General features: G+C 61.9%; 23 protein-coding genes and 1 pseudogene. 15 read left to right on the top strand and 9 right to left on the bottom strand.

Annotated features, from left to right (window positions below):
* The first annotated feature begins 194 nt into the window (after nt 1-194).
* Nucleotides 195-767: a helix-turn-helix domain-containing protein gene (locus IV091_RS10670; protein ID WP_293468579.1), complete on the top strand. Its 573-nt coding sequence runs from the start codon at nt 195-197 to the stop codon at nt 765-767.
* A 3-nt stretch (nt 768-770) separates the two neighbouring features.
* On the opposite strand, the gene IV091_RS10675 is transcribed toward IV091_RS10670, so the two are convergent.
* From IV091_RS10675 to lplT, 4 genes are all read right to left on the bottom strand, one after another.
* The gene (locus IV091_RS10675) at nt 771-1,193 is read right to left on the bottom strand and encodes a universal stress protein (protein WP_293468471.1); all 423 of its coding nucleotides are present in this window, start codon (nt 1,191-1,193) and stop codon (nt 771-773) included.
* A gap of 61 nt (nt 1,194-1,254) precedes the next feature.
* Nucleotides 1,255-1,764 carry a glutathione peroxidase gene (locus IV091_RS10680; protein ID WP_293468473.1) on the bottom strand — a complete coding sequence of 170 codons (510 nt, stop codon included), beginning with the start codon at nt 1,762-1,764 and terminating at the stop codon, nt 1,255-1,257.
* A gap of 35 nt (nt 1,765-1,799) precedes the next feature.
* Complete coding sequence (locus IV091_RS10685; protein WP_293468475.1) at nt 1,800-2,699, bottom strand: DMT family transporter; 900 nt, start codon at nt 2,697-2,699, stop codon at nt 1,800-1,802.
* The gene (gene lplT, locus IV091_RS10690) at nt 2,699-3,979 is read right to left on the bottom strand and encodes a lysophospholipid transporter LplT (protein WP_293468477.1); all 1,281 of its coding nucleotides are present in this window, start codon (nt 3,977-3,979) and stop codon (nt 2,699-2,701) included. The genes IV091_RS10685 and lplT overlap by 1 nt, the downstream gene beginning before the upstream one ends.
* A 177-nt stretch (nt 3,980-4,156) precedes the next feature.
* On the opposite strand from lplT, the gene alr reads away from it, so the two are divergent.
* The 3 genes from alr to IV091_RS10705 all read left to right on the top strand — a co-directional run bounded on the left by alr (nt 4,157) and on the right by IV091_RS10705 (nt 6,270).
* Nucleotides 4,157-5,251 carry an alanine racemase gene (gene alr, locus IV091_RS10695; RefSeq protein ID WP_293468479.1) on the top strand — a complete coding sequence of 365 codons (1,095 nt, stop codon included), beginning with the start codon at nt 4,157-4,159 and terminating at the stop codon, nt 5,249-5,251.
* Nucleotides 5,252-5,468: 217 nt separating this feature from the next.
* On the top strand, nt 5,469-5,864 hold the full coding sequence (locus IV091_RS10700) for a nucleotidyltransferase family protein (protein ID WP_293468481.1): 396 nt from the start codon (nt 5,469-5,471) through the stop codon (nt 5,862-5,864).
* Nucleotides 5,854-6,270, top strand: a complete 417-nt coding sequence (locus tag IV091_RS10705; protein WP_293468483.1) for a DUF86 domain-containing protein — start codon at nt 5,854-5,856, stop codon at nt 6,268-6,270. The genes IV091_RS10700 and IV091_RS10705 overlap by 11 nt, the downstream gene beginning before the upstream one ends.
* Before the next feature lie 54 nt (nt 6,271-6,324).
* Here the strand turns inward: IV091_RS10705 and hpaI are convergent, their stop codons facing one another.
* A complete protein-coding gene (gene hpaI, locus IV091_RS10710; RefSeq protein ID WP_293468485.1) occupies nt 6,325-7,131 on the bottom strand; it encodes a 4-hydroxy-2-oxoheptanedioate aldolase in 807 nt (268 codons plus the stop codon).
* Nucleotides 7,132-7,196: 65 nt separating this feature from the next.
* On the opposite strand from hpaI, the gene radA reads away from it, so the two are divergent.
* From radA to waaF, 5 genes are all read left to right on the top strand, one after another.
* The gene (radA, locus tag IV091_RS10715; protein WP_293468487.1) at nt 7,197-8,582 is read left to right on the top strand and encodes a DNA repair protein RadA; all 1,386 of its coding nucleotides are present in this window, start codon (nt 7,197-7,199) and stop codon (nt 8,580-8,582) included.
* A 107-nt stretch (nt 8,583-8,689) separates the two neighbouring features.
* Complete coding sequence (locus tag IV091_RS10720) at nt 8,690-9,103, top strand: glycerate kinase (RefSeq protein WP_293468489.1); 414 nt, start codon at nt 8,690-8,692, stop codon at nt 9,101-9,103.
* A 96-nt stretch (nt 9,104-9,199) separates the two neighbouring features.
* Nucleotides 9,200-10,141, top strand: coding sequence for a branched-chain amino acid transaminase (locus IV091_RS10725; protein ID WP_293468491.1), 942 nt, complete (start codon nt 9,200-9,202; stop codon nt 10,139-10,141).
* 11 nt (nt 10,142-10,152) lie between these two features.
* Nucleotides 10,153-10,362, top strand: coding sequence for a zinc-finger domain-containing protein (locus IV091_RS10730; protein ID WP_293468493.1), 210 nt, complete (start codon nt 10,153-10,155; stop codon nt 10,360-10,362).
* A 38-nt stretch (nt 10,363-10,400) separates the two neighbouring features.
* The gene (waaF, locus tag IV091_RS10735) at nt 10,401-11,405 is read left to right on the top strand and encodes a lipopolysaccharide heptosyltransferase II (RefSeq protein WP_293468495.1); all 1,005 of its coding nucleotides are present in this window, start codon (nt 10,401-10,403) and stop codon (nt 11,403-11,405) included.
* A gap of 505 nt (nt 11,406-11,910) precedes the next feature.
* Here the strand turns inward: waaF and IV091_RS10740 are convergent.
* Together IV091_RS10740 and IV091_RS10745 are read right to left on the bottom strand one after the other, a co-directional pair.
* On the bottom strand, nt 11,911-12,261 hold the full coding sequence (locus IV091_RS10740; RefSeq protein ID WP_293468497.1) for a copper-binding protein: 351 nt from the start codon (nt 12,259-12,261) through the stop codon (nt 11,911-11,913).
* 39 nt (nt 12,262-12,300) lie between these two features.
* Nucleotides 12,301-12,669 carry a DUF4148 domain-containing protein gene (locus IV091_RS10745; RefSeq protein ID WP_293468499.1) on the bottom strand — a complete coding sequence of 123 codons (369 nt, stop codon included), beginning with the start codon at nt 12,667-12,669 and terminating at the stop codon, nt 12,301-12,303.
* 151 nt (nt 12,670-12,820) lie between these two features.
* On the opposite strand from IV091_RS10745, the gene IV091_RS10750 reads away from it, so the two are divergent.
* The 6 genes and pseudogenes from IV091_RS10750 (at nt 12,821) to IV091_RS10775 (ending at nt 17,483) form a co-directional block, all read left to right on the top strand.
* On the top strand, nt 12,821-13,501 hold the full coding sequence (locus tag IV091_RS10750; protein WP_293468501.1) for a heavy metal response regulator transcription factor: 681 nt from the start codon (nt 12,821-12,823) through the stop codon (nt 13,499-13,501).
* Nucleotides 13,498-14,964 carry a heavy metal sensor histidine kinase gene (locus IV091_RS10755; protein ID WP_293468503.1) on the top strand — a complete coding sequence of 489 codons (1,467 nt, stop codon included), beginning with the start codon at nt 13,498-13,500 and terminating at the stop codon, nt 14,962-14,964. Before IV091_RS10750 ends, IV091_RS10755 begins: the two co-directional genes overlap by 4 nt.
* 149 nt (nt 14,965-15,113) lie before the next feature.
* Nucleotides 15,114-15,395 carry a CopK family periplasmic copper-binding protein gene (locus tag IV091_RS10760; RefSeq protein ID WP_293468505.1) on the top strand — a complete coding sequence of 94 codons (282 nt, stop codon included), beginning with the start codon at nt 15,114-15,116 and terminating at the stop codon, nt 15,393-15,395.
* A 134-nt stretch (nt 15,396-15,529) separates the two neighbouring features.
* A pseudogene (locus IV091_RS10765) lies at nt 15,530-16,453 on the top strand (multicopper oxidase domain-containing protein); the annotation flags it as partial.
* Between the two features lie 36 nt (nt 16,454-16,489).
* Entirely contained in the window at nt 16,490-17,005 is a 516-nt protein-coding gene (locus IV091_RS10770; protein ID WP_293468507.1) for a cupredoxin family protein, read from the top strand.
* Nucleotides 17,006-17,186: 181 nt separating this feature from the next.
* Nucleotides 17,187-17,483 (top strand): hypothetical protein, encoded by a 297-nt coding sequence (locus tag IV091_RS10775; protein ID WP_293468509.1) that lies wholly within the window; start codon nt 17,187-17,189, stop codon nt 17,481-17,483.
* A gap of 6 nt (nt 17,484-17,489) precedes the next feature.
* Here the strand turns inward: IV091_RS10775 and IV091_RS10780 are convergent, their stop codons facing one another.
* Both IV091_RS10780 and IV091_RS10785 read right to left on the bottom strand, forming a co-directional pair.
* On the bottom strand, nt 17,490-18,758 hold the full coding sequence (locus IV091_RS10780; protein WP_293468580.1) for an ATP-binding protein: 1,269 nt from the start codon (nt 18,756-18,758) through the stop codon (nt 17,490-17,492).
* 19 nt (nt 18,759-18,777) lie between these two features.
* Entirely contained in the window at nt 18,778-19,497 is a 720-nt protein-coding gene (locus tag IV091_RS10785) for a response regulator transcription factor (protein ID WP_293468511.1), read from the bottom strand.
* Between the last annotated feature and the right edge of the window lie 132 nt (nt 19,498-19,629).

Raw genomic sequence — 19,629 nt, forward strand, 5'->3', positions numbered from 1 at the left:
GCAGGGTAATGCCTTGCACAACAGGGTTAAAAAAAGAAAATGCGTGTTCATTTTTTGGGCTGTCAGGGCAGCGCTTTGTCTAAAATAGCACCATGTCCTCAAACCGCATTCCCCGCGCAAGCAGCCGCCAGCCCCTGACAGTTGCAAGCCCTCCGGTCCAGGCTACGCCAGCCAAGGTGTCGTTCAAAACGCAGATGCTCAAGGTCAGGGAGGACGCCATTGTTCAGGCGGCCAGCCGCCTGCTGGCTGAAAAAGGCTTTGACCTGATGACTGTGGACGAGGTCGCAGCCGACGTCGGGATTGCCAAGGCCAGCCTGTATAAACATTTTCCGAGCAAGGAAGCGCTGGCCGCCGCCGCCATGGTCAAGGTGCTGGACCGTGCCTGTGCATTTTTGGCCAACCTGCCCGATACCCATCCGCTTGATCAGCTCAAGGCGGTAGTGCGCTGGATGATGCAGCTGCAGCTGGCCGGTGAGATGCCCTCGCTGCCCAGCCAGAACTCCAGTCTGCGCGCGACGCTGATGAACAACAAGGCGTATATGGATGGACTGATGGAGGCCAGCGACAGGATGGGTGCCTGGATCGAACAGGCGCAGGCGCAGGGCCTGATCAACCAGCAGCTGCCGGCCATTGCGGTGCTCTACACCCTGTATGCCCGGGCCTGCGACCCGGTGCTGGACTTCCTCAAGATGGGCGAGCAGCTTGGCGACGAGCAGATCGTCGAGCTCGTGCTGAGCACCTGTTTTGATGGTCTGGTGAGCCGATAGCCCTTAGCGGACCAGCAGCAGCGGCACCTTGCTGTGGGCCAGCACCTGGGTGGCCACCGAACCCATCACCAGGTTGCCCAGCGCGCCGTGTCCGTGCGAGCCCATCACCAGCAGATCGAACTTGCCTGCATCGGCCATCTTGGCGATGGTTTCGCCCGCCGGCCCGACCTTCAAGACACTTTTCGCAATGATGCCGTGCCGCGTCAGGAACTTGGACACCGGAGCCATGACCTTCTCGGCTTCGTCGGCATAGTAGCTGTCCACGATTTCCTTGCCTACGGCGGCGCGTGCGCGCGGTGGCAAAGGCAACTGGACCGTGAGCACGGTGTAGTCATTGTTGGCACTGAACAGGTCGTCATGCGTGGCCAGGTAAGCCAGCATTTTTTTTGTGTATGCGCTGCCGTCAACGGCCAGAAGAATCTTCATGGGGTGCTCCTCTTTTAAAACTGTAGTTTATCCATCAGCCGCTGCGCGTAGATGAGGGATATCAAAATAAAGAAGCTGGCGGGGCCGCCAGCGCGGCTTCAATGGCTTTGCCAAGGCCGGCCGGCTTGTCTAGTGGCGCATAACGTTTGATGACCTGGCCGTCCATGCCGACCAAAAACTTGGTGAAGTTCCATTTGATGGCCTTGCTGCCAAGCAGCCCGGGTGCCTGGGCGCTGAGCCATTTATAAAGCGGATGCGCAGCCGGGCCGTTGACGTCGATTTTGGACATCATCGGAAAATCCACGCCGTAATTGAGCTGGCAGAATGAAGCAATTTCAGCGTCGCTGCCGGGGTCTTGCGCGCCGAACTGATTGCACGGAAAACCCAGTACTACCAGGCCTTGGCCGCCATAGGTTTTATGCAGCGCTTCAAGGCCGGCAAACTGCGGCGTAAAGCCGCACTGGCTGGCGGTGTTGACGATCAGCATGACCTTGCCTTTGAAGGCCGACAGGGCCAGGTCCTGCCCGTCGATCTGGCGGACCTCAAAGTCGTAAACCGTGGGCTGGTGCATGAAAAGGCTCCGGGGGAATCGTTGCGGGGTGGGTATCAGTGCGATTTTTCGCTGGCCGGTGCCATCGCGGCCAGCAGGGCCGCCAGCACGATCAGGCTGCCGCCCAGCACAATGCGCGGGCTGAACTGGGCTGCGTCCAGCGCGACGGCTGACAGGCTGGCAAACAGGATTTCCGTCAGCATCACGAGGGCGGTGGTGCTGGCGGCCAGCCGCGCCGCGCCATACTGCAGCGCCGCATTGCTGGCCATGAAGGCCAGGCCCAGTGCCAGCGCCACCACGATGCCGGCGGCCTGCAGGCTGGGGGCGGGCACCAGCGCCTGCTGCATGCCCAGCAGCGCGGTGGCTGCGGCCATCAACCCGCCGCCGCCAAACATGGCCAGCATGCGCGAGCCGCTGGGGGCTTGGCCGTATTTGCGCAGCAAGGCATTGGTCACGGCAAAACTGAGGCCGCCCATCAGCGCCAGCCAGTCGGCGCCGCCCTGCGGTACCGGCCAGGCCGAGTTCGGGGTTTTGAGCACGATCAGCACGCCCGCCATGGCCAGCAGCAGGCGCAGCAGCGACGCGGCCGTGGGCTTTTCGCCCAGTAGCACCCACGCCACCAGCACTGACCAGGCGGGCATCAGGTAAAACAGCAGCACGACACGCACCACGTCGCCCACGGTGACCGCCCAGTTGAAGCCCACGTTCGTGAGGCCCGCCGCCACCGCCAGCCACCACAACTGCGGGTAGGCCACGAAGCCGCGCCAGGCCTTGAAGTGCGCGGCCAGCAGGCCGGCCGTGACCAGCAGATACACCAGTGCGGTGGTCCAGAGGGGGTGCAGGCCGTAGCCCTGCAATTGCCGAAGCGGCCACCAGGAAAGGCCCCAGACCAGGGCATTGAACACCAGCGCGGCGGCGGCCCAACTGCTGGCGCGCCTGGCGTCAAGCCGCTGCATCAGTGCGATTTGTCGCTGCGGGCGATGCTGATCAGGTGGTCCAGCTGGTCTTTGTATTTGACGCTGTTGCTCTTGTGCCAGCGCTGGATCAGCCACATGAAACCGGCCACCGTCAGGCCAAAGATCGTGATGGCGCCGAAGGCCGACAGGCCCAGCCCGGTGGACAGGCTGTAGCCCGCGCCCAGCGCCAGAATGCAGGCCTGCTCGTTGAAGTTTTGCACCGCAATCGAGCGCCCCGCGCCCATCAGGTTGTGGCCCCGGTGCTGCAGCAGTGCATTCATGGGCACCACCAGGAAGCCGCCCAGGCCGCCCAGGCAAATCAGGAAGGGCGCGGCCACCCAGACGTTGCTGATGAAATTCATCAGCACCACCAGCACGCCCATGGCAATGCCCAGCGGCATGACGCTGGTGGCCTGGTCCAGCCGCATGCGCATGGAGGCCAGCACCGCGCCCACCGCGGTGCCAATGGCCACCACGCCGACCAGCGACGAGGCCTGCGTGGTGCTGTAGCCCAGGGCGGCCGCGCTCCAGGCCAGCACGATGTAGCGCAGGTTGCCCGACACGCCCCAGAACAGCGTGGTGGTGGCCAGCGAGATCTGGCCCAGCTTGTCGCGCCACAGCGCCGAATTGCAGGCCCAGAAATCGGGCAGCAGCGCCAGCTTGTTGCGCGGCATGGGCCGCATTTCCACGCCGGTGACAGGAATGCGCGTGTTGAACCACGCGGCAACGGCGTAGAGCAGGATAAGCAACGCGATCGCCGCCTCGGGAGGGGTGTCGATGCCGGTACTCACCAGGGGAAGGTCAATCGACAGCAGCCAGCCAGACACGGCATGGCCCACCAGCTGGCCGCCCAGCAGCACCCCCAGGATGATGGAGGAAATCGTCAGGCCTTCAATCCAGCCATTGGCCTTGACCAGTTGCGAGGCCGGCAGCAGTTCGGTCAGGATGCCGTACTTGGCGGGCGAATAGGCGGCAGCGCCCAGGCCGACAATGGCGTACGCCAGCAAGGGGTGCGAGCCAAACAGCATCATCAGGCAGCCCACGACCTTGATCGCGTTGCTCATGAACATGACTTCGCCCTTGGGCCGGGCATCGGCGTAAGCGCCCACGAACGGCGCCAGCACCACGTAAAAAAGCGCGAACATGGGCACCAGCGCCGCCGGCTGCCACTTGGGCGCGCCGCTGGTTCTGAGTAGTTCAACGGCCGTGACAAATAGCGCGTTATCAGCCAGAGAGCTGAAAAACTGGGCCGCCATGATGGTGTAAAAACCGCGCTTCATTAATCTGTATTGATCACTGCAGAGGGCGCATCAGTGGATCTGATGCTGCACGATAAGGGTGAATGTCTCCAAACAATGCTGGGTTATAGCATGGGGGCTGGTGTCAGAATCGGCATAGCCCTTGAATCGCCGCTTTGCCGCCCCGGCCCACCTTACAGATTGACCCCCGTTAGCGCCATGCCCCGTCCTATTCTTGCCACCATCCACACCGCAGCGCTGAGCCACAACCTCGCGCGCGTCCGCACCGCCGCCCCCGACGCGCGGGTCTGGGCCGTCGTCAAGGCCAACGCCTACGGCCACGGCATCGAGCGCGTTTTTGACGCGCTGCGCAGCGCCGACGGCTTTGCCCTGCTCGACCTGGCCGAGGCTCAGCGTTTGCGTGCGCTGGACTGGCGTGGCCCGATATTGCTGCTCGAAGGCTGCTTTGACGCGCGCGACCTGGAGCTGTGTTCCCGCCTGGGCCTGTGGCATACCATTCATTGCAACGAGCAGATCGACATGCTGGCCGCCCACAAGACGCAGTTGCCGCACCGTGTGTTTCTGAAAATGAACACCGGCATGAACCGCCTGGGTTTCAAGCCCGAGCGCTTTCGCGCCGCCTGGATCCGGTTGAACGCCTTGCCGCAGGTCGAGGAGATTTCGCTGATGCAGCATTTCCCCGATGCCGACGGCCCCAGGGGCATCACGGCGCAGCTCCAGGCTTTTGACGCCGTCACCCACGACCTGCCCGGCGAGCGCACGCTCAGCAACAGCGCCGCCATCTTGCGCCACGCGGGCGTGCTGGCCGGCTGCTCCGACTGGATACGGCCTGGCATCGTGCTGTACGGCAGCGCGCCGGACGCGCCCGCGCGCAGTGCCGCCGACTGGGGCCTGCAGCCGACGATGACGCTGTCCTCCCGGATCATCGGCCTGCAGCAACTGGCGGCGGGCGACACGGTCGGCTACGGCTCCAGCTTTACGGCGGACGGGCCCATGCGCATCGGCGTGGTGGCCTGCGGCTACGCCGACGGGTATCCGCGCCACTGCCCCACGGGCACGCCGGTGCTGGTGGGCGGCGTGCGATGCCGCATGGTGGGCCGCGTGAGCATGGACATGATCACCGTGGACCTCACGCCGGTGCCCGCCGCCGGCATGGGCAGCGAGGTCACGCTGTGGGGCCGGGGACCTAAAGGCGCCGTGCTGCCGATTGACGAGGTGGCGCAGGCCGCCGACACGGTGGGTTATGAACTGATGTGCGCGGTGGCCCCGCGCGTGCCGGTGGTGGCGGATTGAAATCCGCTGCTCCATCCCGTTGAACGTTGAACGATGGCTCATTTGTGTTGCCGGAGACGGCAATGAGGTGTTTTGGGAATACATTTTCTGAAAGCTGTACACCGCCACTCAGGATTCAAACGACGGCCAAGTTTCAAAGATTGCTTGGTTTAATACGCCCTGAACAACAGGAACACCCGATGACTATGCCCGTGATGCCGATTGCCAAAGCCCTTGCATGAACCGCGAAGCGATTCTTCAAACGCTGCGCTGCCGTGTGCCGAACCTGCTGGCCGTCTACGCGTTTGGCAGCCGCATTCAGGGCACGGCGGGGCCGGACAGCGATCTTGATCTGGCCGTGCTGGTAGCCGGTTACGCCGATCCCCTTGTGCTGTGGGAGCTGTCCGGCGACCTGGCTGATTTGGCGGGCTGCCCGGTGGATTTGCTTGATTTGCGCGCTGCCTCTACCGTGATGCAGCACCAGGTCATTACCACCGGCCAGCGCTGGTGGGCCAGGGATGCGCAGGCGGCCCTGTATGAGGCGGCCATCCTGAGCGATAAAACCGCGCTGGATACCGCCCGTGCCGGCCTGCTCGACGACATTCAAAAAAGGGGAACGGTCTATGGCCGATGATGTGCTGATCAACAAGGCCGCCACCATTGAGCGCTGCGTCAAGCGGGCGCGCGAGGAGTATGACCGCGGCCCGGCCACGTTTGCAACCGACTTCACGCGCCAGGACGCCGCCATCCTGAATATCCAGCGGGCCTGCGAAGCGGCGCTGGACATGGGCCAGCATTTGATACGCCGGGACAAGCTGGGCGTGCCGCAAAGCGCCCGCGACGTGTTCGCGCTGCTGGCGCAAGCTGGCTGGGTGGATGCGGCGCTGGCCGACGGCCTCAAGCGCATGGTCGGATTTCGCAATATTGCAGTGCATGACTACCAGAGCCTGCAACTGCCCATTCTGGTTGCCATCATTGAAAAGCATCTGGACGAGTTCCTGCGTTACAGCCAGGCCGTGCTGCTGCGCGATGCCGCGTAATCCGCGTCCTCAGCCCTGGCCGAAGCCACACAGCCGCAGCGGCATGCAAGCGCCTCAGTAGGTCTGGCTCGCGGGCGTTGCCGCCACCGTGCTTTTGAACTTCGCCGCCAGTGCGCTGGTGGTGTGCGCCAGCAGGTTGGTGTCCAGGCCCACGGCGACAAAGGTGGCGCCCAGCGCGAGGTAGTGGCGGGCCAGCGCCTCGTCGGGCGTCAGGATGCCTGCGGCCTTGCCGGCCTTCACGATGCGCGCGATCGCATCCGTGATCGCCGCCTGCACCGCTGGGTGGCCGGGGTTGCCCACATGGCCCATCGACGCCGACAGGTCGGCCGGACCGATGAACACGCCGTCCACGCCGTCCACCGCGGCAATCGCGTCCAGATGACGCAGCGACAACTCGGTTTCGGCCTGCACCAGCAGGCAGACCTGTCCGTTGGCTTCATGCACATAAGACGCGTTGCGGCCCCAGCCGGAGGCGCGCGCACCGGCCATGCCGCGAATGCCCTGTGGCGGGTAGCGCATCGCGCGCACCAGGTCGGCGGCCTGCTCGGGTGTGTCCACCATGGGCACCAGCAGGGTCTGCACGCCCAGGTCCAGGTATTGCTTGACCAGCGTGGTGCCGATGTGGCCCTGGCCGACGGGGATCCGGGCGATCGGGTGCGATGCATACGGCGAGATAGCCTGAAGCTGGCCCATGATGCTGCGCAGGTCGTTGGGCGAATGCTCGCCGTCGATCAGCAGCCAGTCAAAGCCTGCGCCCGCGCAGATTTCTGCGCTGTAGGCGTCGGCCAGGCCCAGCCACAGGCCGATTTGGGGGCGCCGTTCGGCCAGCGCTTGTTTAAACGGATTGATGGAGGTCTGCATGGGTCGTCCTGTCGCGAAGTTGAAGAGGTCCCCGCATGCTACCGCGCGGTCCCTACACTAGCCGCATGGCCAAAGAAAAAACGATTTACACCTGCACCGAGTGCGGCGGAACCAGCCCCAAGTGGCTGGGCAAATGCCCCAGTTGCGACGCCTGGAACACGCTGATCGAGTCGGTCGCGGAAAGCGCCGCCGGCAAAAACCGCTACAGCACGCCGCACCAGGGGCTGGCCAAGGCCTCCGACGTGATTGCGCTGGCCGACATTGATGCCACCGACATGGCGCGCACCCCCACCGGCCACGACGAACTGGACCGCGTGCTGGGTGGCGGCATTGTCGAAGGCGGCGTGATCCTGATTGGCGGCGACCCCGGCATTGGAAAATCCACGCTGCTGCTGCAGGCGCTTGATTCGCTGCAGCGCGCCGGGCTGAACACGCTGTATGTCACCGGCGAGGAAAGCGGCGCGCAGGTCGCGCTGCGCGCGCGCCGGCTCGGGCTGGACGGCTCCCAGGTCAAGGTGATGGCTGAAATCCAGCTCGACAAGATCCTGGCCACGCTGGACGCCACCCAGCCCGCCGTGGCGGTGATCGACTCGATCCAGACCGTGTATTCCAGCCTGCTCACCTCGGCGCCGGGCTCGGTGGCGCAGGTGCGCGAATGCGCCGCCCACCTGACGCGCGCTGCCAAGTCCAGCGGCGTGTGCATCGTGCTGGTGGGCCATGTGACCAAGGAAGGCGCGCTGGCCGGCCCGCGCGTGCTGGAGCACATGGTCGACACCGTGCTGTACTTTGAAGGCGACACGCATTCGAGTTTCCGGCTGGTGCGGGCCATCAAGAACCGCTTTGGCGCAGTCAACGAGATCGGCGTGTTCGCCATGACCGAAAAAGGCCTGAAGGGCGTCAGCAACCCGAGCGCCATCTTCCTGAGCCAGCACAGCGAGCCCGTGCCCGGCAGCTGCGTGATGGTCACGCTCGAAGGCACGCGGCCGCTGCTGGTCGAGATCCAGGCGCTGGTCGACAGCGGCGGTCCCAACCCGCGCCGTCTCAGCGTGGGGCTGGACCGCGACCGGCTGGCCATGCTGCTGGCCGTGCTGCACCGCCACGCGGGCGTCGCCTGCATGGACCAGGACGTGTTTGTGAACGCCGTGGGCGGCGTGCGCATCAGCGAGCCGGCGGCTGACCTGGCCGTGATGTTGGCGATCACTTCCAGCCTGCGCGGCAAGGCGCTGCCCAAGGGCTTCATCGCCTTTGGCGAAGTCGGGCTGGCCGGCGAAGTGCGGCCCGCGCCGCGCGGCCAGGAGCGCCTGAAGGAAGCCGCCAAACTGGGCTTCAGCGTGGCCGTGGTGCCCAAGGCCAACGCGCCCAAAAAGAACGACAAGGCCTTTGAAGGACTGACCATCCATCCCGTGGAGCGGATCGAGGAAGCCATGGAACTCGTGCGCCGGCTCGATTGAGGTGCCCGGCCCGCAAAAAGCTTGAAAAATTCCGTACAAATCGGCCCGCCAATCCGTACGCACTCTCCACAGCGCCGGCGCCGCGCCGCGGCTGCGAAAATACCGCCATGAACTATCAGAAAATACTCGTTCCCGCCGCTGGCGTTGCCGCGCTTGTGCTGGCCTACTGGTTTTACGGCTGGGCCGGCGTGGCAGCCGCCGTGACGGTACTGGTCATGTGGGCGCTGCTGCATTTCAACCGCATGGTCCAGGTCCTCAAACGCGCTGCCAACCGGCCCATCGGCTATGTCGACAGCGCCGTCATGCTCAACGCCAAGCTCAAGCCCGGCATGACGCTGCTGCATGTGGTGGCCATGACCAAAAGCCTGGGCGCGCTGCAAAGCCCCAAGGACATCCAGCCCGAGGTCTACCGCTGGACCGACGGCACCGAATCGCACGTCACCTGCACCTTTGACGGCGGCAAGCTGGTGCAGCATGCGCTTTTCAGGCCGACGCAGGAAACGCCGCCGCCCGCCCCGTAAAATCGGCGTTTCGGGTTTTGCAGCAGCGCGCGGCTTGGGCCGCAGCCGCTGGACCGAAGACCCCACTTTCCACCCCACACTCACAGGATCAGCACCATGTCCCCAGTAGCACCCTCCATGGAAGACCGCGACGGCAAAATCTGGATGGACGGCCAGATGGTCGAGTGGCGCGACGCCAAAATCCATGTGCTGACGCACACCCTGCACTACGGCTGCGGCGCCTTTGAGGGCGTGCGCGCTTACAAGATGCCCGACGGCGGCACCGCGATTTTCCGGCTCGAAGAGCACACCGAGCGCCTGTTCAACAGCGCCAAGATCCTGCGCATGAAGATCCCGTTCACGCCGCAAGAAGTCATGGACGCGCAGCTTGCCGTGGTGCGCGAGAACAAGCTGGAAAGCGGCTACATCCGCCCGCTGACCTGGATTGGCTCTGAAAAGCTCGGCGTCAGCCCCAAGGGCAACAAGATTCACCTGATGGTCGCCGCCTGGACCTGGGGCGCCTACCTCGGTGAAGAAGGCATGAAGCGCGGCATTCGCGTCAAGACCAGCAGTTTTACGCGCCACCACGTCAACATCACCATGATCCACGCCAAGGCGGTGAGCAACTACACCAACTCCATCCTGGCCAACATGGAAGCCACCGACGAGGGCTACGACGAAGCGCTGCTGCTGGACCCGCAGGGCTTTGCCTCCGAAGGCGCGGGCGAAAACCTGTTCATCGTGCGCAAGGGCGTGGTCTACACCCCCGACTCCAGCGCCGGTGCGCTCAACGGCATCACGCGCAACACGATTTTTGCCATCTGCCAGGACCTGGGCCTGGAACTGAAGGAAAAATCCATCACCCGCGACGAAATCTACATCGCCGATGAAGCCTTCTTCTCGGGCACGGCGGCTGAAGTCACGCCCATCCGCGAGCTCGACCGCATTGAAATTGGCAGCGGCTCACGCGGCCCCATCACCGAGAAAATCCAGGCTGCGTTTTTTGACATCGTCAATGGCCGCAACCCCAAGTACGCCTCCTGGCTCAGCAAAGTCTGAAAGGCTTCATCATGACGAAATCATCCGTTGTCGAGTTGCTGGCCTCCGACCTCAACGCCCAGGGCGGCGTGTATTGCCCCAGCCCCACGGCCGACATGAAGGTCTGGAACAGCCACCCCAAGGTTTACCTGGACGTGGCCCGTACCGGCCAGGGAAAATGCCCGTATTGCGGCACGGTGTACCAGCTCAAAGCCGGTGAGCACTTCGGCGGCGGGCATTGAGCCCCCACGCTCTGCTGTTGCGCGGCGCTAAACCATAAATGACCAACGCCCTCATCATCGCGCCGCAGTGGATTGGCGACGCGGTCATGACCGAGCCGCTGCTGCGCCGGCTGCACGCGCGCGGCGAGCGCCTCACCGTGGGTGCCTTGCCCTGGGTGGCGCCGGTGTACCGCGCCATGCCGCAGGTGGCCGAGGTCATTGAATTTCCGTTCGCCCATGGCGGCCTGCAGTTCAAGGCGCGGCGCACCCTGGCCAAGGCCATGCAAGGCCAGTTTGACAAAGCCTACGTGCTGCCCAATTCGCTCAAAAGCGCGCTGCTGCCCTTGCTGGCCGGCATTGCGCAGCGCATTGGCTATCTGGGCGAGGCGCGCGTCGGCCTGCTCACGCACCGGCTGAAAAATCCGAAAAACAAGCCGCCCATGGTGGCGTTTTATTCGGCCCTGAGCGGTGAAACCGGCCTGGAAGGCGACCGGCCGCAGTTGCAGGTGGACCCCGCCGCCGCCGGGCAAACCTTGCAGCGCCTGGGTTTGCAGCCGGGCGGCTTTGTCGTGTTTGCACCCGGCGCCGAATACGGCCCGGCCAAGCGCTGGCCCGCCGCGCATTTTTCAGAACTGGCCGCCCGGCTGGATTTGCCGGTGGTGCTGCTCGGCTCGGGCAAGGAAGCCGCGCTGTGCGACGAGATTGCCGCGCCGGCCAATGCGGCGCAAGCCGGCAAATGCCTGAACCTGGCCGGCAAAACTTCGCTGCCCGAGGCCCTGAGCCTGATCGCCAGCAGCCGCAGCACCGTCAGCAACGACTCCGGCCTGATGCATGTGGCCGCCGCCTTGGGCGTGCCCCAAGTGGCGATTTTTGGCTCATCCAGCCCGCTGCATACCCCCCCGCTCAATGACCGGGCCACCGTGCTCTGGCTCAAGACCGACCCCGCCTACCAGCCACCGCTGGACTGCGCGCCGTGCTTTGCGCGCGAATGCCCGCTGGGGCATACGCGCTGCCTGAATGACATCAGCGCCGATCAGGTGTTGCGGCTGTTGCAGGGGTTGTAAGGCGCGTCAGGCCGTTTTTCTGGGCGACAAACAGGCGTAGCGGGATTCCTTGGAGAACCGAACACACCTGCTTCAGGTTGGAGGCACCAAAAGAAGTTGGGATTTGTTCGGTGGACGTGACCGATGCGCTGTCACTGTACGCTTCCAATATGGCCTTGGTGATGGACAGCCCGAGTTCTAGAGTTACTAACGCAAGTCTATGATTTCATTGCGTCTGAGTTACAAACGCGCTCCTGCATGAGACACAGTTGTTGCGTATGACCGGGTGTTTTGACCTTCAGCGCCTTGAACACCTCGCAACTCGGCAGTCATCCACGACACGCCCGACAGCGGCGGCATCACTTTTGATGGCCATGCAGCGATGCTAGAGACGTTTTAAAGATTGCAGTGCCCGCTCGGGCGAGCGGTAACAGACCGGGCCAATCTCAACGGACTTCAGAACCTTGAAGCCGCGTTCAATGACCTTGTCGGATGCCATTTAGAGCCAGTCCTTGCCGACTGAAAGTTACTTTGCAAATTTGATATTGGTTACAACAATAGAGCCATCGGCTTTATCGGCCGCGAACTTGATCTTGTCTCCGACCTTCAATTTCTGAAGTATGGCAGGATCAGTCGCCTTGAACACCATGGTCATGCCGGGCATTTGAAGGTTTTCGATTGCCTCGTGCTTGATGGTGAGTTTGCCCTGCTCGGTGTCGATCTTGCGCACCTCTCCGGACGTCAGCATTGTTGAAGCGGCAGGCGTTGCAGTTGCGCTCAAGGGCGCAGTCTGCGCGTCAGAAGCCGCCATTGCCAGCCCGGAACTCCCCGCAAACAGGGCTGCAGCGGCCAGCAAAGCATTGATTTTTGTCTTCATAAAACTCCTACGTGTGGTTTATCAATGGGCAAGTGGTGTTTATCGACGGTACAGTTCAAACTGCAGGCGCTTATCTGCATCCGTCATCGCCAGGCTGGGCTTGGGGGTTTCATGTGCAATGCTGTCCGTATGGACAAGGGTGCCACCCTGAAACGCGTAACTGTGCTGAGGACTGATATATCCTTTGTCCGTATTGACGATCTTGACGCCGTCTGCAGTGACGGGGTTCTTGCCGAAGGCCGCCAACTCTTGTTGGACATCAGCGCGGTTTTTGGTGCTGTTGCTGGTGCCGGGATAAGCCACAAAGCCTTTGTCGCTGCCAAGCCCAATGGCGTCGCTGCTGGCAAATGCGGCGGGAATGGCTGCACCAACAAGGGTCAGGGCAAATACGGTCTTGCGAAATAACATGGTTAAAGTCCTTTAATATCATTTGAGCTGTCCCGCGCTTTGGAACAACCCGGATGCAACTGCTGCATCACGGTTCCCAATGTAGAAGCCAGACGGCAACACCATGCTGACCTGCAGATTACGAATACGTTATGTACGACGGGAGCCCATTTTGAAGATTTTGGTGATTGAGGACGAGCCCAGGGCCGCAGAGTATTTGCGCCAGGGCCTGACGGAAAGTGGCTACGCCGTTGAGGTTGCCCACAACGGAACGGACGGCCTTCACGCGGCTGCCAACGGCGATCATGTGTTGGTGATTCTGGACATCATGCTGCCAGGCATTGACGGATTTGCCGTGCTGTCAGCGCTGCGCACCTCCAAGCAAGTACCCGTTTTGATGCTCACCGCCCGCGGCAAGACCGACGACAAGGTGCGCGGCTTTGACTTGGGCGCTGATGATTACCTGGTCAAGCCCTTTCAGTTTCCTGAGCTGTTGGCAAGGGTGCGCGCACTGCTCAAACGCGGCCAGCCAGTTACAAGTGATCCCGTTTTACGGGCAGCCGATCTTGAGATAGATCCAGTGCGTCACCGGGCAACCCGGGCAGGCCAGCGGATCGACCTTTCCGCCAAAGAGTTCGCCTTGCTGACCCTTCTGGCCCAGAAGACGGGTGAGGTGCTTTCCAGGACACAGATTGCGTCGCTTGTATGGGACATCCATTTTGATTCGGACACCAATGTTGTCGAAGTGGCGATCAGACGGCTACGCGCCAAGATCGACGATCCTTTTGACGTAAAGCTGATTCACACGGTGCGCGGCGTAGGTTACGTTCTCGAACGCCGGAATCCGGTGTGACGCAACGCGCGCTACTCAGCTTCTGGTCTCAGAAGTCACTGGCGGCACGAATCGCGGCCACCAGCGCATTCTTCGGCCTCATCGTCACGGGCGGGGCCATTGTGGTCGGTTTTTATGCCCTGTCACAACAGCTCGATGCACGTGCAGCCGAAGAGCTCAAGGGAAAGCGCAACCTGCTGCTGCATATATTGTCTGAAATGCCAACACCTGAAGCAATTCTTCAGAACCAGCACAGGTTTGGGGATCTGATGATTGGCCATGATGACCTGCATTTGGCCTTGACTGACCCAGCCAGTGGTCAATGGGTGACGAGCTTTTCCGAAATCGCAACGCAATCAGTGTCTGCGCTGGACGCCAGTGCGGTTATCAATGCGTCCATTGAAGTGTGGAGGATGCCCAACGGTGACCAACTCAATGCCATTCGAGGCATCGGTCCGGTCGTCAGTGGTAAAGCGGTGCGTTATTACCTATCTTTGGACCGGCGCCATGACCGCAAGCTGCTGAGTGGCTTCATCCGTACCACATTGGTTGCGTTGCCAATACTGTTGCTCATCGTGGCACTTGGCGCCTGGCTCATTGCGCGCACCAGTTTGGCTCCACTGCGACGATTCCATCGATTGGCCGCATCCATCGGAACTCAGTCCCTCAGCCGCAGGGTGTCTTCTTCGGGATTGCCAACGGAGCTCTATGAGCTTGCGGAGGAGTTCAATAGCATGCTGGAGCGCATTGATGACGGTTATAAAAGACTGCAGGAGTTTTCGGGTGAGCTCGCCCATGAAATGCGCACCCCCGTTGCAACGCTTTTGGGGAGAACGCAGGTTGCGCTTTGTCAAATTCGCACGGTTGCTGACCTGCGAGAGGTACTGGAAGGCAATGTCGAAGAACTCGAACGCCTGTCCCGCTTAATTTCCGACATGCTTTTCATCGCCAGCGCAGACCACAACGAGAATATTCTCAAATGTGAGCCGGTCGAACTGGCCAGAGAGGCCCAGCAGGTCGCGGAGTATTTATCGCTGATTGCGGAAGAGCGAGGATTGACGGTTGAAGTCACAGGCGCAGCGACTGTCTTGGGCGACCGCCTGTTGGTGCAGCGCGCAATTACAAATCTCGTGTCCAACGCGATTCGTCATGCGCAAGCCAATTCCAAAGTCGACTTGTTGATAACTGTTGAAAATGAGAGCACCACATTGGCTGTAGTCAATGAAGGGGATGGTATCGCCCCGGATCATTTGCAACACATTTTCGACCGCTTTTACCGGGTTGACTCTGCCCGAGCCCGTCTTGACGGTGGCGCAGGTCTTGGCTTGGCGATTGTGCGATCCATCATGTCAGCGCATGGGGGACGGGTGAGCGCGCAAAGTCTGATGAGCGGCAGAACAATTTTCACGCTGTCATTTCCAGCAAAAATTGTTTCTCGACTAAATCCATCGAGATCCGCTGCTGTACCTGGCAAAGATGATTGACTGGAGGGAATATATCAAAATCGTAATGTTCCGGTCAGGCAACTGTCTGACCCCGTCCTCTACATTTCCATCAGTGATGCAAAGGCTGGCATCACAGGCTTGGTAGATTTCCTTGGGCCTATTACAAAGCACCAAGAAAGATTTTTATCATGTCCTTTCTCAAATCCATCGTTGGACTCGGTCTCATTTTTTCAAGTCTGTCGGCCTTTGCAGTCGATCAAGGGGGCATTGAAAAGTCTGTAGAACCTAAAGATGGCTCGACAGTGCACCTGTTCAAAGACGGCAAGATGGCAATGGAAAATAAATTCGGGCGCCCCTACCGCATGCGCGAAGGAAAAATGATGGAAACCACGGATGGCAAATCAATTGCCATGAACGGTGATGAGGTTGCCAGACTTTCCAATGCCATGCAGGCACACATGAGGCGCTAGAACTTAGTTCACTCGGTATTTTGGCTTGGGCTTCGCTGTAGTAAATGTTTGCTATGTGTACAGTCCCGAATCCGACCATCCTATGCGCCACTTTTTCCTCAACTTTATGATCGCTCTGCTGCCCGTGCGTCAGAAAAGTTGCCATGGCCGCGTTGCCTGAGCCGGTGTTCCAGAGCATGCCCGACACCATGGCACCGCTGGTGCCCAACACGGGCCGCCCCTACAACCCGGTGGTCACGCTCAACGGCTGGACGCTTCCCTGGCGCATGAACAACGGCGTGAAGGAATTCCACCTGGTGGCCGAACCGGTGGTGCGCGAAATGTCGCCCGGCTGCAAGGCCCACTTGTGGGGCTACAACGGCCAGTCACCGGGATCCACCATTGAAGTGGTTGAAGGTGACCGGGTGCGCATCTTTGTGATCAACAGGCTGCCGGGACATACCAGCATGCACTTGCATGGGCATGGGTTTTTGGTGACCGGCACGGACGGCGGCCCCATGCCCAAATCGACCCGCTGGCCCGAGGTAACGACCGATGTCGCCGTGGGCCAGATGCGGCAAATTGAGTTCCTGGCCGACGAAGAAGGCGACTGGGCTTTTCATTGCCACAAAAGCCACCACACCATGAACGCCATAGGTCACGACGTGCCCACCCTGATTGGCGTCGATCACCGAAAAGTGGCCAAGGAAATTACCAGTCTGATACCCGACTACATGGTGATGGGCGAGCGCGGCATGGCCGACATGGCCGAGATGGAAATGCCTTTGCCGGACAACGCCGAAAGGATGATGACCGGCGAGGGGCCATTCGGCTCGGTCGAAATGGGCGGCATGTTCTCCGTCGTCAAGGTGCGTCGTGACCAGAAAGCCGGTGACTACAAAGATCCGGGCTGGTTCAAGCATCCGGCAGGTGAAGTGGCTTATGAATGGACAGGCGCCCTGCCCAATCCGGCACGCTTTGCAGCCGAAGGCGGTCAATCGATGAAAGCGCAGAACATGCCGATGAAAGAAGTCGAAGTTCAGATCCGCAAGGCCGTCATGGGCACGATGAAGCATTGAGTCAGTTTTTAACCAACCACCCTTGAAAGGTATTTCATGAAATCACGCAACATCCTGATCGCAATTCCCGGTATTTTTCTGGCCATTACGGTCATGGCCGCAGGTAACCACGCAGGCGGCCATGGCAGCGTCGAGGAGATCGGAAAACCCGGCGTTGCCTCCAATGTGACGCGCACCGTGAACGTCGACATGACCGACGATATGCGCTTCCACACTTCAAAAATCGCCGTCAAGCAAGGCGAAACAATCCGTTTTGTCGCCAAGAATTCCGGTAAGGTCAAGCACGAAATGGTGCTGGGGACCGCAAAGGAGCTTAAGGAGCACTACGAGGTGATGAAGAAAAATCCTGAGATGGAACACGCAGACGAAAACATGGTCACGGTGGCGCCGGGCAAAAGCGGCGAAATCATCTGGCAGTTCACCAAGGCAGGCAAGGTCGATTTCGCTTGCCTTCAGCCTGGCCACTTTGACGCAGGCATGAAGGGGATGGTCAATGTGGCAAGCAGCAAGACGCAGTCCAACGCTCAGAGCCATGGCGAGCATGCACATTAACGCTGTTTCCCGTTGCTTCGCATTGCGGTAGCCGCTGCCGCTTGCGCTTGTTGGCGCTGCCGTCTTGAGTCAGCCCTTGCGAGCGCTGGCCGGCAGTAATCCAAACTAGATTTCAGTCGAAAAATGCAAAAAGCAATCGCGGTAACCAGTCCGGCGATGGCGTCGCAGGTTGCCGTGATCAATGGAAAAGTTAACACGCTCACCGCCAAGACTTGCTGTTGGACTTGGCGCGGAACCGCTGAACTCGAGGCGCAGCCAAAAAAAAGCCGCCTTGCGGCAGCTTTCTGAAAGTCCTCCTGAATTCATGAACTTCGTTGAAGAACCACCGGGGTGGTTCTTCAACGTGTCCATTTTTTCCCCTCAAGCCTCGATTGTTGTGACAGCAACGAATGTAATGTCGCGCAAGGCAGGGGCGCTGACCATCCCGCAAGTAGAGGAGATCGGCGGGTTCTTTGAGGGCAACCGCAGGGCCCCTTGATATATCTCAAGTGTTGTGCGCGGTCAGGGGCAATTCGACGATGAAGGCGGCGCCGCCGCCGGGGCGGTCTTCGCAACGGACCGAGCCGCCGTGGCGCTCGCTGATGGACTTGACCAGTGACAGGCCCAGGCCCACACCGCCTTCGCGTTCGCTGGCGCCGGGCAGGCGGTAAAACGGCTCAAAGATGCGCTCGCGCTTGTCGGCGGGAACGCCTGGGCCGCGGTCCAGCACCCGGATCACGGCAGACGGCTTGCCGCCCGCGTCCATGTGCGCCAGTTCCAGGCTGATGTCGCCGCGCCCGTAGCGCCTGGCGTTTTCCAGCAGGTTGCGGATCAGCCTGCGCAGCAGCCGGGGCGAGCCCTGCACCACCAGGCTGTGGCCGCCGGGCAGCTCGGCGTTCAGGTCGGCGTTCACGCGCGCGCATTCCTCGGCGGCCAGCCCGGTCAGGTCCAGGGTTTCAAACGGCTCGGCATCGGCCTGCTTCGTATCCAGCCGGCTGGCCAGCAGGATTTCGTCGATCAGCTGGTCGAGTTCGTTGATGCTCCGGGAAATCTCAGCTTTCCGAAGGGAACGCTGCGCCGGGCCGCCCCAAGCAAGTTCAGCCCCCTCGGGGGGCAGCGTAGTACGCGAAGCGACAAGCGTGGGGGCCTCTTGATCCATCAACTCCAGCCCCATGCGGATGCGCGCCAGCGGCGAGCGCAGCTCGTGGGAGGCGTTGGCCAGCAGCGACTTGTGCGAGTCCATCAGGGTTTCGATGCGCTCGGCCGCGTGGTTGAAGCGGCGGGCCAGAAAGGCGACTTCGTCGTGCCCTTCGGTGTTGATGCGCGCCGACAAATCGCCCGCGCCCCAGCGCTCGACGCCGCGCTGCAGGGCTTCGAGCCGCAGCGTCAGGCGCCGCATCACGGGGTAGGCGCCCAGCGCCACGGCCAGCCCGACCAGGCCCAGCATCCAGCCAAAACCAAAGCCCAGCGGCGGCCGGCCGGGCGCGCTGCCGGGCGGGCGTGCGGGCCGGGGCATCAGCAGGTTCAGGGTCTGGCCGTCGGTGGTGATGATGTCAAATTCAATGTTGTCGCCGCGCTTGCGGTCGGGGCTGGTTTGCGCGCGGCCAATGAGCTCGCCGGCGGCGTTGCGCACCAGCACTTCGCGTATCGGCAGCTGTGGCGGGTCGGCGCTGAAATGCCAGGCCGCGCCGACCAGAAACGTCAGCACCGCCACCGTGGCCACCACGGCCAGCCAGATGCGCACGTACAGGTGCGAGGTGAAGCGGGACCACATGCGGGAGCGCACGCTGTGCTCAGTCTTGCTGCTTGGCAAAGACGTAGCCGACGCCGCGCACCGTCAAAATGCGCTTGGGGTCTTTGGCGTCGAGCTCGATGGCACTGCGGATGCGGCCCATGTGCACGTCGATGGAGCGGTCAAATGCTTCAAGTTCGCGCCCGCGCACGGCTTCCATGATCTGGTCGCGGCTGAGCACCCGGCCGGCGCGCTCGGCCAGCGCCGCCAGCAGGTCGAACTGGTAGGACGTCAGCTCGCACAGCTTGCCCGCCACCGTGACGCTGCGCGCGTCGCGGTCGATTTCAAGCGAGCCGAAGCGCATCACCTTGTGGCCGCCCGTGGCAACGGCGTCGCTGGTGTCGCCGCCCCGGCGCAGCACGGCCCGAATGCGGGCCAGCAACTCGCGCGGCTCAAACGGTTTGGGCAGGTAGTCGTCGGCGCCCACTTCCAGGCCCACGATGCGGTCCATCGGGTCGCCCTTGGCCGTCAGCATCAGCACGGCGGTGCGCGCCAGCTGGCTGCTGGGGTTGCCCTTGATGCGGCGGCACACCTCCAGCCCGTCCATGTCGGGCAGCATCAGGTCCAGGATCACCAGGTCGGCGGGGCTGGCTTCAAGCGCGGCCAGGCCGCTGGCCGCATCGGCGGCGTGGGTAAAGCCATACCCCGACTGGCGCAGGTATTCCCCCACCATGGTGGCCAGGCGGGTGTCGTCCTCAATCATCAAAAGCTGTTGGGTCATGGCTTTTTCCTGGGTTGCAGGGGCTGTCCCTTCGGTTCAATCACAATGAAATCCATGGTGCGCGCCGCGCAACAATCGGGCTTGAAGCATCCGTAAAGTTGCGGTAAAAAGCGCAGCCAAGCGTGCAGCATA

The sequence above is a fragment of the Polaromonas sp. genome, from assembly GCF_018780625.1.
In the GTDB taxonomy this organism is placed as follows: domain Bacteria; phylum Pseudomonadota; class Gammaproteobacteria; order Burkholderiales; family Burkholderiaceae_C; genus Polaromonas.

Coding starts and splice junctions, on each gene's coding strand:
- IV091_RS10725 (WP_293468491.1), top strand. CDS start 9,200: ATGTCCCCAGTAGCACCCTCCATGGAAGACCGCGACGGCAAAATCTGG.
- IV091_RS10740 (WP_293468497.1), bottom strand. CDS start 12,261: ATGAAGACAAAAATCAATGCTTTGCTGGCCGCTGCAGCCCTGTTTGCG.
- IV091_RS10705 (WP_293468483.1), top strand. CDS start 5,854: ATGGCCGATGATGTGCTGATCAACAAGGCCGCCACCATTGAGCGCTGC.
- alr (WP_293468479.1), top strand. CDS start 4,157: ATGCCCCGTCCTATTCTTGCCACCATCCACACCGCAGCGCTGAGCCAC.
- IV091_RS10685 (WP_293468475.1), bottom strand. CDS start 2,699: ATGCAGCGGCTTGACGCCAGGCGCGCCAGCAGTTGGGCCGCCGCCGCG.
- IV091_RS10680 (WP_293468473.1), bottom strand. CDS start 1,764: ATGCACCAGCCCACGGTTTACGACTTTGAGGTCCGCCAGATCGACGGG.
- IV091_RS10700 (WP_293468481.1), top strand. CDS start 5,469: ATGAACCGCGAAGCGATTCTTCAAACGCTGCGCTGCCGTGTGCCGAAC.
- IV091_RS10775 (WP_293468509.1), top strand. CDS start 17,187: ATGGAAAAGTTAACACGCTCACCGCCAAGACTTGCTGTTGGACTTGGC.
- waaF (WP_293468495.1), top strand. CDS start 10,401: ATGACCAACGCCCTCATCATCGCGCCGCAGTGGATTGGCGACGCGGTC.
- IV091_RS10720 (WP_293468489.1), top strand. CDS start 8,690: ATGAACTATCAGAAAATACTCGTTCCCGCCGCTGGCGTTGCCGCGCTT.
- IV091_RS10745 (WP_293468499.1), bottom strand. CDS start 12,669: ATGTTATTTCGCAAGACCGTATTTGCCCTGACCCTTGTTGGTGCAGCC.
- IV091_RS10730 (WP_293468493.1), top strand. CDS start 10,153: ATGACGAAATCATCCGTTGTCGAGTTGCTGGCCTCCGACCTCAACGCC.
- radA (WP_293468487.1), top strand. CDS start 7,197: ATGGCCAAAGAAAAAACGATTTACACCTGCACCGAGTGCGGCGGAACC.
- IV091_RS10675 (WP_293468471.1), bottom strand. CDS start 1,193: ATGAAGATTCTTCTGGCCGTTGACGGCAGCGCATACACAAAAAAAATG.
- IV091_RS10780 (WP_293468580.1), bottom strand. CDS start 18,758: ATGTGGTCCCGCTTCACCTCGCACCTGTACGTGCGCATCTGGCTGGCC.
- IV091_RS10670 (WP_293468579.1), top strand. CDS start 195: ATGCTCAAGGTCAGGGAGGACGCCATTGTTCAGGCGGCCAGCCGCCTG.
- hpaI (WP_293468485.1), bottom strand. CDS start 7,131: ATGCAGACCTCCATCAATCCGTTTAAACAAGCGCTGGCCGAACGGCGC.
- IV091_RS10760 (WP_293468505.1), top strand. CDS start 15,114: ATGTCCTTTCTCAAATCCATCGTTGGACTCGGTCTCATTTTTTCAAGT.
- IV091_RS10785 (WP_293468511.1), bottom strand. CDS start 19,497: ATGACCCAACAGCTTTTGATGATTGAGGACGACACCCGCCTGGCCACC.
- IV091_RS10770 (WP_293468507.1), top strand. CDS start 16,490: ATGAAATCACGCAACATCCTGATCGCAATTCCCGGTATTTTTCTGGCC.
- lplT (WP_293468477.1), bottom strand. CDS start 3,979: ATGAAGCGCGGTTTTTACACCATCATGGCGGCCCAGTTTTTCAGCTCT.